This window comes from Actinacidiphila paucisporea (assembly GCF_900142575.1).
Lineage (GTDB): Bacteria > Actinomycetota > Actinomycetes > Streptomycetales > Streptomycetaceae > Actinacidiphila > Actinacidiphila paucisporea.
On record NZ_FRBI01000007.1, the window covers coordinates 231,630 to 249,218 of the forward strand.

Here is a 17,589-nt window from a genome sequence, read left to right on the forward strand (position 1 = left end):
GCCCTGTAGTGGGCGCCTGGGGGAGCTTCCCCTTACATCGGCGACATGTGCCGAACGATCACGTGTAACGCCGCGCTGCCAAAGTCCCCTGCGCCAGTAGTGAAAGGGGACATGACAGATGACCCAGTTCAATCGACGTGCCTTCCTGCGTGCCGTCGGCGCGACAGGAGGGGCGGGCGCGATGCTCGCCACCATGGGTGCACTCGGCCTCACACCCACCGCAGAGGCGGCGTCCCGTGACGCGGCCTTCCGCGCCCCGCGACGGGGCGACTTCACCCTCACCGGGAGGGCCGCCGCCAAGGTTGTCGTGCTCGGCGGCGGCATAGCGGGCCTGACCACCGCCTACGAACTCGGCAAGGCGGGCTACGACTGTACGATCCTGGAGGCGCGCGACCGGCCGGGCGGCCGCAACTTCACCGTCAGAGGCGGCGACAGCACCACCGACCTGTACGGCAACCACCAGACCGCGCGCTTCTCCGACGGCCAGTACATGAACGCCGGCCCCGCGCGCATCGCCCAGTGGATGATCACCCTCGACTACTGCCGTGAACTCGGCGTGCCCATCGAGGTCTTCACCAACGTCAACGCGGACACCTACCTCTACAACGAGTCGGCCGGCATGACCGCGCCGATGCGCTACCGGGCGGCCAAGGCGGACGTCTTCGGCTACGTGACCGAGCTCCTTGCCAAGGCCTCCGACCAGGGCGCTCTCGACCAGGCACTCACCGCGGCCGACCGGGAACGCCTGATGGAATTCCTCAAGGACTACGGGGACCTCGGCAATACGCTGGACTACACCGGCAGTTCCCGTCGCGGCTATTCCGTCTGGCCGGCTGCCGCCGGCACTCCGGGCATCGTGAACGGCGACGTACCCAGCGCGTCGGAGATCTTCGCCTCGGGAGTCGGGCGCTATTTCGCCTTCGAGTTCGAATTCGACCAGGCCATGCTGATGTTCCAGCCGGTCGGCGGCATGGACCGTATACCGCACGCACTGGCCGGGGCGATCGGGACGCACAAGGTGCGCACCGGCTGCGCCGTCACCCAGATCACCGACAAGGCGCACGGCGTCAGCGTGACCTACACCCAGGGCGGCCGCACGCGGGTCCTCGACGCCGACTACTGCGTGGCCGCCATGCCGCCGAACATCCTGGCCAAGGTCCCGCACAACCTCGGCCAGGACGTGCAGAGCGCACTGCAGGCCATCACGCCCTCCTCCGCCGCCAAGATCGGCCTGGAATACCGCTCCCGCTGGTGGGAGACCGACCACCGGATCTACGGCGGCATCACCGAGACCGATCTCGACGTCACCCACATCTGGCACCCGTCGTACGGCTTCCACGGTGAGCGCGGTGTGCTCATCGGCTACTACAACACCGGCTCCCGCGCGGACTCCTACGCCCCGCTCAGCCCCAAGGAGCGGGAGGCGCGCGCCGTGGCGGCGGGCGTGAAGATATACGGAGAGAAATACCGCAGCGAACTGGCCACGTCCTTCTCCCACCACTGGCGGCAGTTCCCCTACCAGGAGGCGGCCTGGCACAGCACTCCCGGCGGCCCCGACCACGTGCGGTACAGGCCGCTCAACGAACCCACCGGGCACGTCTACTTCGCCGGTGACTGGCTCACCTACATGGACGCCTGGCAGCACGGGGCGTTCAGCTCGGCCCGCAAGGCGGTGACCGCCCTGCACCAGCGCGTCCTCGCCTGACGGCGCCTGACGCCAGGCCGGCGACGGCCGCCCCGCATCACCGGTGCGGGGCGGCACGCAGCCGTCCGGCCGACGCCACGGTGGCGGCGGCCTCGCGCTCGCTCAGCCCCGTGTGCACCGCGGCCGTCACCAGGGCCGGCGCCAGCGCGTCGCCGAGTCCGGCGTCGTAGGCGCGGCAGGCGGCCCAGAACAGCCGCCCGTTGCGCTCCCCTTCCTGGGAGTCCAGGACGAACCTGACCAGGGCCGCGGCCCGCTTCTCGGCGGGATGGCGCGGCCCTGCCGCATGCCGGGGCTGCCGCTCGTGCGGCGACGGCGGGGGAGCGGCGAGCCGCAGCAGCGCGTCGGGTGCCGCGGCCAGCGGGTGGCCGGCGGAGCCGGGGGCGAGCAGATAGCGGCCGGCGACCGTGCGCGAACCCGGGCCGACCACGTAACCGCCCTCGCCGCGTATGTCGATGCCGGGGGCGAGCCTGCCCGCCGAGTTGGGCACCGGACCCGGCGCCGTCAGCCACAGGTGGCGGCCGCCGCTGGGGGTGGCCACGGTGACGGTGTCGGGCACCGCGAAACGGTGCGCCTCGGCCAGCGTGCGCAGGGCGCCGATCCCGTCGGCGCCGTGCTTGACGTCGAGGTCGAGGCCGATCAGATGATGCGGCCCGCGACCGCACGCGACCCCGTAGCCGGTGGCCCAGGGCGCCACGGCGAAGAGGGCGCGGATACGGACCGGGTCGGTGCTGGCGTCGTACACGCCGTGCCCGGGCCTGCCGCACTCGCCGCGGCACATTGCCGCGGATCGCGGCTCGTCGCGGTGCGGGGAGCGGACCGCGGGCAGCTTGGTACGGGACAGCGGGATGACGGGCAGACCGCGGGCGGCGGTCAGCAGGGCCGCGTGCAGGGCGCGGGTGTGATCGGGGCGTGGCATGGCCTGCTCCCTGGTGTTCGAACGCACGTTCGTCTGCACTCCTCAGTGATACCGCGCCGGAGCGCCGCCGTCCACCGTGAATAGCGCCGGACGTGTGGACCGCGTCCTGCGTGCGAGGGGAATGCCGGGGTGGCGGGAGTGCGGATCGGCATGCGGGGAAGATCACCGTTCGGAGGCGGGCCGACTCTTTGCCAAGCCATTACCCTTGACGCAGAGCTGCAGGACGCGGCCATGGAGGAGTGAGATGAGGAGCAGCAACCCGGTCTTCTCCCGGCGGGGCTTCACCCGCGGGAATGATTACGCCGGCTTCGAGGCGCAGGGTGCCCGCGGCGCCCAGGGCGTGCCCGGCGGCATCCCGCAGGGCGGCAACCCCTATGCGCAGGCGCCGCGCAACCCCTACGACCGGCCCCTCACCGCCGAGGGCATGGAGCAGATGTACGCGGCGCCGGCCGCGGGCCCCGCGCAGACCGGGCGGATGACGATCGACGACGTCGTCACGCGTACCGGCTTGACGCTCGGCACCCTCGTGGTGGGCGCGGTCCTCGGCTGGGTGGCGCTGCCCGACCACATCGGCCTGGCCGGGGGCGCGGCGTTTCTCGCGTTCGTGCTGGCCATGGTCCAGTCCTTCAAGCGCAGGCCCGTACCCGCGCTGATTCTCGGCTATGCCCTCTTCGAGGGTGTCTTCCTCGGAGTGTTCAGCCGGGTCTACAACGAGGCGTGGCAAGGCGCCCCGGTGCAGGCGGTGCTCGGCACCATGGCGATCTTCGCCGGCATGCTCGTCGCCTACAGGGCGCGGATCATCCGCGTCACCGCCCGCTACCAGCGGATCGGCCTCGCCGTCGCCATCGGCTTCGTCCTGGCGATGGTGGTCAACCTGCTCTTCGCCGCCTTCGGCAGTGCCGACGGCCTGGGGCTGCGCACCGGCCCCCTGGGCATCGTCTTCTGCCTGATCGGCATCGCGCTGGGCGCCTTCTTCCTGTCCCTGGACTTCAAGCAGGTCGAGGACGGCATCAGGGGTGGCGCTCCGCGGCAGGAGTCCTGGCTGGCGGCCTTCGGGCTGACGCTGTCGCTGGTGTGGATCTATGTGCAGCTGCTGCAGCTGATCGCGATCCTGCGCGACTGACCGCGATGCGGTGCGGCTGACGCTGCGACAGCCGGCCGGTCGGACGGCTGAACGGGCTGCCGGGAAGCACCGCTTCCCGGCAGCCCGTCGGCGCCGTGTGGGGCGGGGTCAGAGCAGATTGCGCGCGGCCCGCCGCAGATCGTATTCGTGGACGATGGCCTTGGCGTGGCCGTACGAGAGGTCGTGCTCCGAGCGGAGCCAACTGACCTTCTCGTCGAAGCGGAAGAACGACGGCCCGTCGGCAAGGGCCGACAGCCAGTCGCTGACCTCGCGGCCGGTGCAGTGCGGGATGCGGTCGAGCAGATTCCGGTGGGTTTCCTCGGAGAAGTGCGTTTGGGACATCGGCGCCTCCGGTATGTGGTCCGGTCACCCCACCGTGCCCCAGTGGTCGGCCGTTGGCAACCATCGTGGACGTGCGGATATGGGTGCGAGGCTGACTTCCGTACCCCGGTAGGGTCGCGTCATGCCGGAGCGCACCGATCAGAACGCCGATCAGAAAGCCGACCCGCACACCGACCCGCGCGGCGATCTGGGCGCCGCCGTGGAGCGGCTCGCGGGGCGCCTGCGGTCACTTCCGCAGCGCAGGCTCCAGGCGGGCGCCGCGGCCACGGGACTGGAACTGGCGCGCTGGCTGGACCACGAGGCGCAGTCGCTGGAATTCCCCGGGCGCGAGCCGTACGTCATGCCGGACGACGGTGTCTTCGTGGTGGGCGACCAACTCGCCCTCGCCGGGCGGGAGCTGATCGCCGCGGCGCGGCTTCCCGAGCACCGCGCCCTGCTGGTCGAGGCGCGCGAGCGGGTGGCGCGGGCGGCCCGGGCGATCGACTGAGCGGCAGCCGCGCGGAGCCACGGCTCTACAGCGAGGCGACGACCCGGTCGGCGAGCACGTAGACGCTCTCCTCGCCGAAGGCGAAGGTCAGCGCGTAGGCGCCGGCTATCGCGGAACCGCCGCGCAGCACCGGGACGTCACCGCGGTCCAGGGCGTCGCACAGCCGCAGCGCGGTCTCGCGGTGTCCCGGCGTCATGCACAAAGTGGTGCCGTCGGCGAAGACGTAGACGTCGAGCGTGCCGAGCGGACCCGGGCGGACGTCGGACAGCGGCACCCGGGCGTCGGCGAGGTCCGCGAGCCGCTCCGCGGTCTGGTCCTGCGAGGCGACCACCGGGGAGGGCGCGTAGTCGGGGCCCGACGGGTGCGGGATCACGCCCGGCGCCGGCAGCGTCGCCTCGGGTGCCTCCGCCGTGTCGCCTTCGAGCCCGGCGTCATACGCGGCGTCGAGTCCGGCGAAGTCGGCCTGCCGGGGCAGGTAGGGCAGCACCGGCGGCACCTCGTAGTCGCCGCCGGCCAGTGCGCCGTCCGCCGCGGCGCCGTAGAGGCCGCCGCGGAAATGATGGGGGCCGTCGCCCGCGGTCTCACGGGCCTCCTGCTCGGCCCAGAAGGCGCGGGCCTCGGCCAGCTCGCGCTCCCGCTCGTCGGCCAGGGCGTCGGCCACCGCGGTCCTGATGTCGCCCGCCGACGCACGCTGCTCCGGCAGACGCAGGCCGGCCAGGTCCTGACGCAGCGCGGACAGCTCGCGGCGCACGCCACGGGTGGAGAGCAGAGCGGCGGAACCCGCCGCCACGGCGAGACCCGCGGCGACCAGCAGGACGGTGAAGTTGGCACTCACTGACGTTCTCCCGATTGACGCGACCCGAGCAATGCCCACCTGAGCAGTGGACGAAACTTTCCCCTCACATCACTGTGCCGGTAAACCCCTGGCCTCCGCAGTGCGGAAAGTCATGAGTTGGGTGGTTCTGGGAGGCTGTCCAGTTTTTGTATATAGAGTCTGACCTGCAACAATGCGCCGCCCCCGGGAGAAAATCACATCCCGGGGGCGATTTGATTGCGACTTACGTCACAGCTCCGCACTGCGGAGTCGGTCGATCGCGCAGGGTCACGACAGCCGCTCGATCACCATGGCCATACCCTGCCCGCCGCCGACGCACATGGTCTCCAGGCCGAACTGCTTGTCGTGGAACTGCAGGCTGTTGATCAGCGTCCCGGTGATGCGCGCGCCGGTCATGCCGAAGGGGTGGCCGACCGCGATGGCGCCGCCGTTGACGTTCAGCCGGTCAATGTCGATGCCCAGGTCGCGGTAGGACGGGATGACCTGCGCCGCGAAGGCCTCGTTGATCTCGACCAGGTCGATGTCGCCGATCGACATCCCGGCCCGGCGCAGCGCCTGCTGCGAGGCCTCGACCGGCCCGTAGCCCATGATCTCGGGGGACAGCCCGGACACGCCGGTGGAGACCACCCGGGCCAGCGGGGTGACGCCCAGCTCGCGCGCCTTGGTGTCGGACATGATCACCAGCGCGGCGGCGCCGTCGTTGAGCGGACAGCAGTTGCCCGCGGTCACCGTGCCGTCGGGCCTGAAGACCGGCTTGAGGCCCTGGACGCCCTCCAGGGTCACTCCCGCCCGCGGACCGTCGTCCGCGGCCACCACGGTGCCGTCAGGCAGCGTGACGGGGGTGATCTCGCGCTCCCAGAATCCGTTGCCCAGCGCCTTCTCGGCCAGATTCTGCGACCGCACGCCGAATTCGTCCTGGTCCTGTCGGGTGACGCCCTTGAGTGCCGCCAGGTTCTCCGCCGTCTGCCCCATCGCGATGTACGCGTCCGGCACCAGGCCGTCCTCGCGCGGGTCGTGCCAGTCCGCCCCGCTCTGCTCGGCCCGCGCCGCCGTACGCGCGACGGCGTCGCCGAACAGCGGGTTCATCGTGTCGGGCAGGGAGTCGGAGTTGCCCTTGGTGAACCGCGAGACCATCTCGACGCCCGCCGAGATGAAGACGTCGCCCTCGCCCGCCTTGATGGCGTGCAGCGCCATGCGGGTGGTCTGCAGGGATGAGGAACAGTAGCGGGTGACGGTGCAGCCCGGCAGGCGGTCCATGCCCATCTGCACCGCGACGATCCGGCCCAGGTTGAAGCCCTGCTCGCCGCCCGGCAGGCCGCAGCCCAGCATCAGATCGTCGATGTCGCGCGGGTCGAGCTGCGGCACCTTGGCGAGCGCCGTGCTGATGATCGTGGCGGCCAGGTCGTCGGGTCGCAGGTCCTTGAGCGACCCCTTGAAGGCGCGACCGATGGGCGAACGGGCGGCTGAGACGATGACGGCTTCTGGCATCGCGACACTCCTCGGCGAGCTGCGGGCGGGCGTGGTGCTCGGTGCGGCGGCTGCGCGGCGCCTGCAGTGTCCCCACTGCCTGGCCGCCGGTACGCAGGCGCGGACTCTCTGGAAAGTTACCCGTACGTATCGCAGTGAGTCACCAGGCGGCCGCTGTGATGCGGGCTACTTTCTGAGCGCTTGCTTACCCGATGATGTTACGCCCGTACCCTGTCCGGACGGGAGCTAAGCCGACCGGTGGGCGGCGTCCTCCTCGTCGGTCGCGCCCCCGTTCGTCGCGTCGCCGGCGTCCTGCTCGGGGTGCTCCTGCGACAGCAGCCGCCTCCTGCGCCGCTTGATGAGCGCCCAGCGCCCGCGCGGCCCGGACACCGCCTCCTGCGCCGGGGTGACCTCGGTGCCGGCCTCCGCGGCCGCCTCGGCCGCCGCCTGGGCGACCGGCAGGAAGCCCTCGCCGCGCCGCACGTCCGGCCGCTCGTCGGCCTGCGGCCACACGCCGAGCGCGGCGCACAGCGTCGGCAGCATCGCCATGGCGGCGGTCGCGTACCCCTCGGCCGAGGGGTGGAAGTTGTCCGGCCCGAACAGCTCGCGCGGCCTGGCCTCGAACTCCGGGCCCAGCAGGTCGCCGAGCGAGACCGTGCGCCCGCCCACCCCCACCACGGCGATGGTCTGCGCGGCGGCCAGCTGCCGGCTCATCCGCCGGGCCAGCCACCGCAGCGGCTGGTAGACGGGTTCCACCGATCCCAGGTCCGGGCAGGTGCCGACGATCACCTCCGCGCCGGCCGCGCGCAGCCGGCGTACCGCGTCGGAGAGCAGCCGAACCGAGAGGGCGGGCGGCATACGGTGGGTGACGTCGTTGGCGCCGATCATGATCACCGCCACGTCGGGCGGCGGCGCCGCCGGGTCGAGGACCAGCTCGACCTGGCGCGGCAGGTCGTCGGACTGGGCGCCGGGCTGTGCGACGTTGACCAGCTTCACCGGCCGCTCGGCGACCGCCGCCAGCCCGGAGGCGAGCAGTGCTCCAGGGGTCTCCCTGGCCCGGTGCACGCCCTGCCCCGCGGCGGTCGAGTCGCCGAGGAAGACCAGCCGCAGCGGCGGCTCGCCCCTGCGGTGCGCGAACGCGGAACCGTACCGGCCGTCGGCCCGCGGCGGCACGTCGCCCGAGCCGCCGACGACGCGCTTGGCCAGCCGGACCTCCGCCAGCACCAGGCCGACCGCCGCCCCGCTCAGCAGGCTGATCCCGCCGCCGCCGAACGCCGCCGCGGTCGCGATCCGCCGTGCCACCCTCGCCCTCGACATCGAGCCCGCTCACCTCCTGTGTACTAGCCGGTACAAGAACCTGTTGCCCAGAAGAGCATCCCCGGCAACGTCAACGGTGTCCGCGTCGTCCACGTTTCGCCTCCGACCGTGTGCGAGCGCCTAGGCTTGCCCCACCAACACGGAGAACCCGGAGACACTACGGTGCAGTTTCACGACTCGATGATCAGCCTCGTCGGCAACACCCCGCTGGTGAAGCTCAACAGTGTGACCGAGGGCATCCAGGCGACCGTCCTGGCCAAGGTCGAATACTTCAACCCCGGCGGTTCGGTGAAGGACCGCATCGCACTGCGCATGATCGAGGCCGCGGAACGAAGCGGCGAGCTCAAGCCCGGCGGCACCATCGTCGAGCCCACCTCCGGCAACACCGGTGTGGGGCTGGCCCTGGTCGCCCAGCGCAAGGGCTACCACTGCATCTTCGTCTGCCCGGACAAGGTGTCCACGGACAAGATCAACGTCCTGCGGGCGTACGGGGCCGAGGTCGTCGTCTGCCCGACGGCCGTCGACCCCGAGCACCCGGACTCGTACTACAACGTGTCCGACCGCCTGGTGCACGAGACCCCGAACGCCTGGAAGCCCGACCAGTACAGCAACCCCAACAACCCGCTGTCGCACTACGAGTCCACCGGACCCGAGCTGTGGCAGCAGACCGACGGGCGGATCACGCACTTCGTGACGGGCGTCGGCACCGGCGGCACCATCTCCGGCACCGGCCGCTACCTCAAGGACGTCAGCGAGGGCCGGGTCCAGGTGGTCGGTGCCGACCCCGAGGGCTCGGTCTACAGCGGCGGTTCGGGGCGGCCGTACCTGGTCGAGGGCGTCGGCGAGGACTTCTGGCCGAGCGCCTACGACCGGGACATCGCCGACGAGATCGTGGCGGTCTCCGACAAGGACTCCTTCCAGATGACCCGGCGGCTGGCCCGCGAGGAGGGCCTGCTGGTGGGCGGCTCGTGCGGGATGGCGGTCGTGGCGGCGCTCAGGGTCGCCGAGCGGCTCGGCCCCGACGACGTGGTCGTCGTCCTGCTGCCCGACAGCGGCCGGGGGTACCTGTCGAAGATCTTCAGCGACGTCTGGATGAGCTCGCACGGCTTCCTCGACGAGGGAGAGGGCGAGGCGCGGGTGGCCGACGTCCTGGCGCACAAGGACGGCGGCATGCCGCAACTGGTCCACATGCACCCGGACGAGACGGTCGGACAGGCGATCGAGGTGCTGCGCGAATACGGCGTGTCGCAGATGCCTGTGGTCAAGCCGGGCGCCGGACACCCCGACGTGATGGCCGCCGAGGTGATCGGCTCGATCGTGGAGCGCGACCTGCTGCACGCGCTGTTCTCCAAGCGCGCCACCCTGGAGGACCCGCTCGAGAAGCACCTGTGCCCGCCGCTGCCGCAGGTCGGCTCCGGCGAGCCGGTCGCCGACCTGATGACCGTGCTGGAGGGTGCCGACGCGGCGATCGTGCTGGTCGAGGGCAAGCCGACCGGTGTCGTCAGCCGCCAGGACCTGCTGGCCTTCCTGGCCGGGCACGGCGCGGCCTGAGCGATGCGCCCGTTGCCCCGCCGGTCCCCGCGGTATGCGCGGAGGCGGCGGGGATTCGCGGAACTGGTACACCCGCGACACGTACGCGCAGCACGGGCTTAACAAGCGTCCGGCAGATTGGGTGATGTCGAAAGGGCAGGCGATTCGCCGGCCCGGACGGCACGCGAACGGCGCCAAGGACCTCCGGAGCGGCTCCCGGACTCCATGGTGACCCGGACGCGCTCGCCCGGTCCTGACCCGGCTCGCGTCCCTCGCGGGGACCGCCGTCGTCCCGCCCTCCGGACTCGCTCCGGGGGTGCGGCGGTCCCCGCGATCAACATGTCCGCCCGTCAGTCCTCGTCCTGACGGGCCTTCGCCCAGGCGCTGCTCAGCCCCTGGGCGAGATTCACCCCCACGATGCCCGCCCAGCTGATGAACAGCCCTGCCGTGCCGGCGTTCACCGCGCCGATGGCCGACAGCGGGATCGCCAGGATCATGGTGAAGCCGGCGAATCCGTAGCGGGCGAAGCGCGCGCTGGGCTGCGGAGGGCCGATCGAGCGGCGGTCGGCGCGGGCGAAGGATGTCTGCTGCTGCGCGAGTTCGCGGCGCACCCGCTGCTCGACACGGTTGTCGAGCCGCTCTGTCACCTTCTCCATGAACGAGTCGATGAGTTCAGACTCGTACTCCGCTCCGAGATCCTTGCGGGCCTGCAAGGTGGCGGAGAGTTCTTTGCTGAGTTCCGGGTCGCGGGCGTCCATGCGCCCACCGTAGAGAGCGCGGACGGTGGGCGACACTGGGGTTAGCCCCCGACTTCCCCGGGGGCCAGCCGTCCCGCAGGAGGACCCCGCCATGGCCGACGTACCGCTGCTGACCGCCCTTCACGGGGGAACGGACCGGGCGGACGCGCTGACCGTCGACGGGCGGAGCTGCGGTTACGAGGACCTGCTCGGCGCGGCCGGCGCTGTCGCCCGCAGGGTGGCGGGGGCCGAGGCCTTCGCGGTCAGGGCCACGGCGTCCCTGGAGACGGTGGCCGCGGTGGTCGGCGGGCTGCTCGCCGGGGTGCCCGTGGTGCCGCTGGCGCCCGACGCCGGTCCCGCGGAGAGCGAGCACATCCTGCGGGACTCCGGCGCCGAGGTCGTGCCGGTGGACTTCGCCGAACGCGCGGACTTCCCGGCGCGCGCGTGCACGGCCGCGTCGGTGACGGACACGGACGCGGCGCCGTACGGGAACGCGGCACTGGTCCTCTACACCTCGGGCACCACCGGGCCGCCGAAGGGCGTCATGATCTCGCGCGCGGCCATTGCCGCCGACCTCGACGCCCTTGCGCAGGCGTGGCAATGGACCGCGGACGACACCCTGGTCCACGGCTTGCCCCTCTTCCATGTGCACGGCCTGGTGCTGGGCGTCCTCGGCGCGCTGCGTACCGGCAGCCGGCTGGTGCACACCGGCAGGCCCACCCCGCAGGCCTACGCGGCGGCGGGCGGCAGCCTCTACTTCGGGGTGCCCACCGTCTGGCACCGGGTGGTGCGCGACGAGGCCGCGGCGAGGGCGCTGGCCGGCGCCAGGCTGCTGGTGTCGGGCAGCGCGCCGCTGCCCGCGCCGGTCTTCCGCGACCTGCGGGCGCTGACCGGGCACGAGCCGGTGGAGCGCTACGGCATGACCGAGACGCTGATCACGGTGAGCGCGCGGGCAGACGGCGAGCGCAGGCCCGGCGCGGTCGGCACCGCGCTGCCCGGGATCACCACCCGGATCGCCGATTCCGCCGACGGCGTCGGCGAGCTCCAACTGCAAGGCCCCACCCTTTTCGACGGCTACCTGGGCCGGCCCGAGGCGACGGCGGCGTCGTACACCGCGGACGGCTGGTTCCGGACCGGCGACATCGCGGCGGTCGACGCGGACGGCACCCACCGGATCGTCGGCCGGGCGTCGACCGACATGATCAAGTCCGGCGGATACCGGATCGGCGCAGGAGAGGTGGAGAACGCCCTGCTCGACCATCCGGCGGTACGGGAGGCGGCCGTCGTCGGGGCGCCGCACCCGGACCTGGGGCAGCAGATCGTCGCCTACGTGGTGGCGGAGGGCGTGAGCGCGGCGGAGCTGACGGACTTCGTGGCCGCGCGGCTGTCGGTGCACAAGCGGCCGCGTACCGTCCATTTCCTCGCTGAGCTGCCGCGCAATGCCATGGGCAAGCCGCAAAAGCGGTTGCTGCCCCCCGCCTGACCGGGATAGGGGTAGAGCCACGGGTCTGTGCGCGCGGGCCGCTCAGGACCGCTGGGGCCGTCCCACCCGGCGGTTGCTGCTAGCCGGGCGGCAAGTAAGCTCAGGCCCAGACAACGATGCCCGCACCAACCGGGTGGCCGCCCCAGGCCGCCCGGGTCGCCGATACCCCGGTCCCGCTCCGAAGGGTGGCGGTGATACGTCCTGCCATGGAGGCAGCACCGCATGTTCCACCGCATCGGACGCACAGTCGTCCGCCATCCCGTATGGACCATCGTCGCGTGGCTGATCGCGGCGGTCGCGATCATCGCGACCGCGCCCGGCCTGCCGTCCAACAGCGACGAGAGCAGCTTCCTGCCGAGCAGCTACGAATCCATCAAGGCCATGGACCTGCAGGAGAAGGCCTTCCCCTCGGCCTTCACTCCGTCCGCGATCGTGCTCTACCAGCGCGCCGACCAGGGCAAGCTGACGGCGACCGACAAGGCCGACATCGCCAGGATCACCACGGAACTCGGTCAGAAGAAGATCGACCAGGTCCAGAAGGTGACCGGCGGCTCGCCGTCCAAGGACGGCAAGTACGACACCGCGCTGGTCCAGATGGACAAGAAGTCCCAGGGCCAGCCGAAGCAGGCCGACGCGGCGAAGGAGCTGCGCACCGACTCCACGGCGCTGGCAAAGGGCACCGCGCTGAAGGTGCAGGTCGGCGGTCAGGCCGCGCAGAACCTGGACCAGCAGGACGCGGGCAAGACCTCGGACGCGGTGGCCCTGATCGGCTCGCTGCTGATCATCATCATCACGCTGTCGATCATCTTCAGGTCCCCGCTGATCGCCGTGATGCCGCTGATCCTGCTGCTCGGCGTGGTCTTCACGGTCTCCAACGCGCTCATCGCCGACGCGACCAAGGTCTTCGGACTGCAGGCCAACAGCTCGATCTCCGCGCTGCTGATCGTGGTGGTGCTCGGTGTCGGCACCGATTACTTCCTCTTCCTGATGTTCCGCTACCGGGAACGGCTGCGGGCGGGTGACGAACCCAAGCAGGCGATGATCAACAGCGTCACCAGGGTCGGCGAGGCGATCGCCTCGGCCGCCGGCGCGGTCATCATCGCCTTCTGCGCGCTGGCGCTGTCCACCCTGGGCTTCCTCACCCAGCTCGGTCCCGCGCTGGCCATCCTGGTCGCCGTCACCCTGGTGGCCGGTCTGACGCTCTTCCCGGCGATCTGCTCGGTGATCCCGCCGCGCGCCCTGTTCTGGCCCGGCAAGAAGTGGCACCAGGAGCCCACCGGCACCCGCTTCGCCGCCATCGGCCGGCTGGTCGGCCGCAGGTCGGGGATGGTCGCGATCGTCTCCGGCCTGGTCATGGTGCTGCTCGCGCTGGGCACCCTCGGCTACAAGGCGTCCTACGACCTGGCATCCGGCTCGATCCCGAAGACCAAGGAGTCGATGGTCGTCCAGGACACCCTGGCCAAGGCCTACTCCGCCGGCGCCGCCGAGCCGACCGACGTCTACCTCACCAGCACCGACGGCAAGCCGCTGACCGGTGACTTCACCGCCTACGCGAACAAGCTGCACGGGGCCGACGGCGTCGCTGACGTCACCTTCGACCGGAAGACCGACCTGAACAAGGCCGGGACGACGGCCAACTTCACCGTGACGCTCAAGTACGAGGCCGCGACCGACCAGGCCATCAAGGCGGTCGGCGACGTCAGGACGGTCGCGCACGAGAGCGCGCCGCCCGGAACCGAGGCCCTGGTCGGCGGTTCCTCGTCGGTCTTCAAGGACATCAACGCCGCCGTCAACCACGACTACCGCACGGTCTTCCCGGTCGCCGCGGTGCTCATCATGCTGATCCTGGGCCTGCTGCTGCGCAGCGTGATCGCGCCCTGGTACCTGATCGCGTCGGTCGGCCTCGGCTTCGGCGCGACCCTCGGGACGACGGTGCTGATCTTCGGCCGCGGCGACGGGCTGATCTTCCTGCTGCCGATCATCATGTACCTGTTCGTGGTCGCCATCGGCACGGACTACAACATCCTGATGATCGCGCGGCTCAGGGAAGAGGCCAAGGAGGGCCGCGACCCGCGGGAGGCGGCCAGCATGGCGCTGCGGCACGCGGGTCCGACGATCGGCGCGGCCGGGGTGATCCTGGCGGCCACCTTCGCGACGCTGATGCTGTCGGGCAACTCCTTCCTGACCCAGATGGGCTTCGCGGTCGCCTTCGGCATCGTGATGGCGGCCTTCGTGATGGCGATGTTCTTCACGCCGAGCCTCACCGCGCTGATCGGTCACGCGGCGTGGTGGCCGGGGCATGCCGACCGGGCCACCGAGCCGGCGGGAACGGCCTCGGCGAGCGTCGCCGGCGCCGGCGGGAGCGCCGGCCGGGGCGGTCCCGGCGGTGCACGCGACTCGGAGCTGGACGATTCGCAGAGGCGCTGAGCTGCGGGTTCTTCTGCGGTAGCCGAGTTATCCACAGGGCCGGACAGGTGTCGATCACCTGTCCGGCCCTTTCGGTTACGCTGAGACAGCAGTGAGTGACCGGCGGGCCGGGCGGCGCCACGACGGTCGACGGGGGACGCGAAAGAGGGGGCATGGGGCGGGCATGAGTGACCTGACGGGCCTCGCCATGGGCGGGGCGGACGCGGGCGGTACGGCAGGCGGGCACGGTCGCGGCTCTTGCCGGAATTGCATACCGTCATGCAGAGTCTTGGGCTAGTGAATAAGTGCCGGTGGGCGGGTTCAGGGAGGGGCGGCGATGAGTAACGCGGCCGGGGGTGAGAGCGGGGCCTCGGGCGCGGCGGGCGGTGCCGGGGGCCGGCTGCTGAAGCTCTTCGAGGCACACCGGCTGACCCCCACCCAGCGCAGGATCGCGCACTGCCTGGTGCGCAGGGCCGGCGACGCGCCCTTCCTGTCCAGCGTGGAGGTGGCCGAACTCGCGGGGGTCAGCCAGCCGTCGGTGACGCGGTTCGCGGTGGCGCTCGGCTTCGACGGGTATCCGGCGCTGCGCAGGCATCTGCGGGAGGTGGCGCCCTCCTCCACCGCGCCGGAGGTGGGCTGCAACGAGTACCAGCAGGCGGTGATCGCCGAGATCGAGAACCTGCGGCATCTCGCGGCGGTGCTCGCCGACCCCGGGCCGGTCTCCCGAGCCGGCGCGCTGCTCGCCGGCTCGGTGCCGCTGCCGGTGCTGGGGCTGCGGGCGGCCGGGGCGCAGGCGCGCGGCTTCGCGTACTTCGCGGCCAAGGTGCACCCGGACGTGCGGTTGCTGGACGAGGGCGGCACCATGCTCGCCGACCGGATCGACGCGGCCGCGCGGGCGGGCGCCAGCGCCCTGCTGTGCTTCGCGCTGCCGCGGCATCCACGGGAGGTGATCGACGCGCTGGCCCATGCGCGGGAGGCGGGGCTGACCGTGGTCACCGTGGCGGACAGCGCGTTCGCGCCGGTCGCCGCGCACAGCGACCTGCTGCTGCCGGCCGCGGTCGGGACCGGGCTGGCGTTCGACACGGCGTGCGCGCCGATGCTGCTCGGCCGGGTGCTGCTGGAGTCGATGTGTGACGAACTGCCCGACGCCCAGGCGCGGCTGGAGGAGTTCGACGCGCAGGCCGCGGCGCGCGGGGTCTTCGTGGAGTGAACGGGCGGAGCGAACGGACGCCGGCCGAATCCGTACGTCTTAACGAAAATCTGAGAATTCCGAAGTAGCCTCCCAGCACTTGTCAGGCGATGCCGTGCGGTGGACGCGGCGGAGGAGGAGGCGCGACGTGGTGCGCGGGGCCTACACATTGGCGCGGGTGGCGGTGACGGTGCGGACGGCGGGGACCTGGCTGTGGTGGCTGGGTGTCGTCGCGGCGGTGCCGGGGACGGCGGTGACGTTCAGTCCGACCGGGCGGCGGATCGGCGTCATGGCCGGTGCGGCGCTGTTCATCATCGCCGCGGTGGCCGCCTTCGCTGTACGCGGCGGCCGGTATGCCGCCCGCGGCGAGGCGGCGACCAAGGCGGCGAAGTCGGTCTACCTGCAGGACCGCAAGGTGACCGCCCGCGCCTGGACGCGGCGGCGCCGGTGGTGGCTGGTCGCGGCCTTCGTCGTGGCGGCGGCGTCCTCGCTGGTGCTGCCCTGCGCGGGCGGCATGCTCCTCGGCGGTGTCGGGGCGGGCCTGTTCGCCAAGTCGTTGCGGCTGGCCCGCATCGAACGTACCAAGGACGCGCTGCTGTGGGTGCGGCCCGACGGCGACCCGGCCGCCTACCAGTTCACCGGCATAGCCGCCGGTGACGCCGCACCCGGCGGCGGCCGCCGCCGGCGCTGAGCCCGGCGGTCCCGGGTGGTGTCCTACGGCGTGAGCGGGGGAAGGTCCGCGCCGCTCTCGGTGAGGAGGTCGGCGAGGGACTGGGCCCGGCGGACCGGGGAGAAGGCGGGCGCGGAGCCGGCAGTGGTGGTGTAGGCCCAGACGGCCGGGCGGGGCAGCGAGTTGTAGGCGAAGTGCGTCGAGAAGTAGTAGGCGCCGGTGTCCAGCAGCGCGACATGGTCGCCGGCGTCCAGTCGCGGCAGCGTACGGCCGCGGGCGACCAGGTCGCCGGCGAAGCAGCAGGGCCCCGCCACGTCCTGGACCACCGGGTCGCCGTCCTTGGGCCGGCCCCGCGGGTCCAGGGCGAGGACCCGCAGCGGCCAGGCGTCGGGGGCGAAGACGGTGCGGGTGGCGACCTGAGCGCCGGCGTGGGTGACGGCGATCGCCCGCCCGCCGGCGGACTTGGCGTATTCGACCCGGGCCAGGACCGTGCCGTGCTTGGCGAGCAGCGCGCGGCCGAATTCGGTGACGATGCCGTAGCGCCCGTCGAAGAGCCCGGGGACCTCCGCGCGCAGCAGGTCGGCGTATTCGCCGAAGGTGGGGGTGATGTCGTCGGAGCCGAAGTTGACGGGCAGGCCGCCGCCGATGTCCAGGACGGTGACCTGCCGGCGGCCGGCGGCGGCGTTGATGCGTTCCGCCAGGTCGTAGGCGGCCCGCACACCGGCGGCCATCAGCCGCAGCGGCACGCCCTGGGAGCCGGTGTGGGTATGGAGGCGGTTCAGCCAGGGCCGCTCGGCATAGGTGCGCAGCACCCACTCCTCGGCGCCCGGGTCGCGCAGCGCCACGCCGAATTTGGAGGTGGCGGTCGCGGTGCTCATCGCGTCGATGCTGCCGCCGCCGACCTGGGGGTTGACCCGCAGCCCGATCGGGGAGGCGGACGGCGCGGCGGCCAGCAGGGCGTCGATCCTGGCGACCTCCTGCGGATTGTCGGCGTTGACGGCGATACCGAGGGCCAGCGCCTCGCGCAGTTCCGCGGTGGTCTTGGCGGGGGAGTCGAGCACCGTGCGCTCCGGGGGGATCCCGGCGGCCCGGGCGAGGGCCAGTTCGCCGGGGCTGGCCACCTCCGCGCCGAGTCCGTACTGCCCGAGCAGCGCGAGGACGGGCACCAGGGAGGCGGCCTTCACGGCGAAGGTGTGCTCGACGGCGACACCGGGGGTGGCGAAGGCGGCGTGCAGGGAGGTCGCCGACTGCCGGATGCCGGCGATGTCCAGCAGCCCGACGACCGGTTCCGCCTCGCTCACCAGGCCGCTGTCCACCGCTGAGCGCAGCGCGTCGTCCCTGCGTGCCGCCGCCTCGTCCGTCATGGACGCCATCCCACCATC

Annotated in this window: 15 protein-coding genes; 8 read left to right on the top strand and 7 right to left on the bottom strand. The window is 72.0% G+C overall.

What is annotated here, in order from left to right; genetic code table 11:
• The first annotated feature begins 181 nt into the window (after positions 1-181).
• On the top strand, positions 182-1,705 hold the full coding sequence (locus BUE44_RS14050; protein WP_107415710.1) for a flavin monoamine oxidase family protein: 1,524 nt from the start codon (positions 182-184) through the stop codon (positions 1,703-1,705).
• Between the two features lie 37 nt (positions 1,706-1,742).
• On the opposite strand, the gene BUE44_RS14055 is transcribed toward BUE44_RS14050, so the two are convergent.
• Positions 1,743-2,621, bottom strand: coding sequence for a bifunctional DNA primase/polymerase (locus tag BUE44_RS14055; RefSeq protein ID WP_073498074.1), 879 nt, complete (start codon positions 2,619-2,621; stop codon positions 1,743-1,745).
• Between the two features lie 244 nt (positions 2,622-2,865).
• Here BUE44_RS14055 and BUE44_RS14060 point away from each other — a divergent pair, with 244 nt between their 5' ends.
• Positions 2,866-3,744, top strand: a complete 879-nt coding sequence (locus BUE44_RS14060) for a Bax inhibitor-1/YccA family protein (RefSeq protein WP_073497920.1) — start codon at positions 2,866-2,868, stop codon at positions 3,742-3,744.
• A gap of 108 nt (positions 3,745-3,852) precedes the next feature.
• Here the strand turns inward: BUE44_RS14060 and BUE44_RS14065 are convergent, their stop codons facing one another.
• Positions 3,853-4,086, bottom strand: coding sequence for a DUF4287 domain-containing protein (locus BUE44_RS14065; RefSeq protein WP_073497922.1), 234 nt, complete (start codon positions 4,084-4,086; stop codon positions 3,853-3,855).
• Between the two features lie 121 nt (positions 4,087-4,207).
• On the opposite strand from BUE44_RS14065, the gene BUE44_RS14070 reads away from it, so the two are divergent.
• Positions 4,208-4,573 carry a hypothetical protein gene (locus tag BUE44_RS14070; RefSeq protein ID WP_322940059.1) on the top strand — a complete coding sequence of 122 codons (366 nt, stop codon included), beginning with the start codon at positions 4,208-4,210 and terminating at the stop codon, positions 4,571-4,573.
• Between the two features lie 25 nt (positions 4,574-4,598).
• Here the strand turns inward: BUE44_RS14070 and BUE44_RS14075 are convergent, their stop codons facing one another.
• The 3 genes from BUE44_RS14075 to BUE44_RS14085 form a co-directional block, all read right to left on the bottom strand.
• The gene (locus BUE44_RS14075; RefSeq protein WP_073497924.1) at positions 4,599-5,408 is read right to left on the bottom strand and encodes a hypothetical protein; all 810 of its coding nucleotides are present in this window, start codon (positions 5,406-5,408) and stop codon (positions 4,599-4,601) included.
• 267 nt (positions 5,409-5,675) lie between these two features.
• Positions 5,676-6,896, bottom strand: coding sequence for an acetyl-CoA C-acetyltransferase (locus BUE44_RS14080; RefSeq protein ID WP_073497926.1), 1,221 nt, complete (start codon positions 6,894-6,896; stop codon positions 5,676-5,678).
• 225 nt (positions 6,897-7,121) lie between these two features.
• Positions 7,122-8,192, bottom strand: coding sequence for an SGNH/GDSL hydrolase family protein (locus BUE44_RS14085; protein WP_073497928.1), 1,071 nt, complete (start codon positions 8,190-8,192; stop codon positions 7,122-7,124).
• A 162-nt stretch (positions 8,193-8,354) separates the two neighbouring features.
• On the opposite strand from BUE44_RS14085, the gene BUE44_RS14090 reads away from it, so the two are divergent.
• Positions 8,355-9,743, top strand: a complete 1,389-nt coding sequence (locus tag BUE44_RS14090) for a cystathionine beta-synthase (protein ID WP_073497930.1) — start codon at positions 8,355-8,357, stop codon at positions 9,741-9,743.
• 329 nt (positions 9,744-10,072) lie between these two features.
• Here the strand turns inward: BUE44_RS14090 and BUE44_RS14095 are convergent, their stop codons facing one another.
• Positions 10,073-10,480 (bottom strand): hypothetical protein, encoded by a 408-nt coding sequence (locus BUE44_RS14095; protein ID WP_073497932.1) that lies wholly within the window; start codon positions 10,478-10,480, stop codon positions 10,073-10,075.
• Between the two features lie 91 nt (positions 10,481-10,571).
• Here BUE44_RS14095 and BUE44_RS14100 point away from each other — a divergent pair, with 91 nt between their 5' ends.
• From BUE44_RS14100 to BUE44_RS14115, 4 genes are all read left to right on the top strand, one after another.
• Entirely contained in the window at positions 10,572-11,942 is a 1,371-nt protein-coding gene (locus tag BUE44_RS14100) for an AMP-binding protein (RefSeq protein WP_073497934.1), read from the top strand.
• A 222-nt stretch (positions 11,943-12,164) separates the two neighbouring features.
• A complete protein-coding gene (locus BUE44_RS14105) occupies positions 12,165-14,369 on the top strand; it encodes an MMPL family transporter (RefSeq protein ID WP_073497936.1) in 2,205 nt (734 codons plus the stop codon).
• 316 nt (positions 14,370-14,685) lie between these two features.
• Positions 14,686-15,558: a MurR/RpiR family transcriptional regulator gene (locus BUE44_RS14110; RefSeq protein ID WP_073497938.1), complete on the top strand. Its 873-nt coding sequence runs from the start codon at positions 14,686-14,688 to the stop codon at positions 15,556-15,558.
• A gap of 127 nt (positions 15,559-15,685) precedes the next feature.
• Positions 15,686-16,228, top strand: a complete 543-nt coding sequence (locus BUE44_RS14115) for a hypothetical protein (RefSeq protein ID WP_073497940.1) — start codon at positions 15,686-15,688, stop codon at positions 16,226-16,228.
• A gap of 23 nt (positions 16,229-16,251) precedes the next feature.
• Here BUE44_RS14115 and BUE44_RS14120 read toward each other — a convergent pair whose 3' ends face one another.
• Positions 16,252-17,580 (bottom strand): type III PLP-dependent enzyme domain-containing protein, encoded by a 1,329-nt coding sequence (locus BUE44_RS14120; protein ID WP_073497942.1) that lies wholly within the window; start codon positions 17,578-17,580, stop codon positions 16,252-16,254.
• Positions 17,581-17,589: the final 9 nt, after the last annotated feature.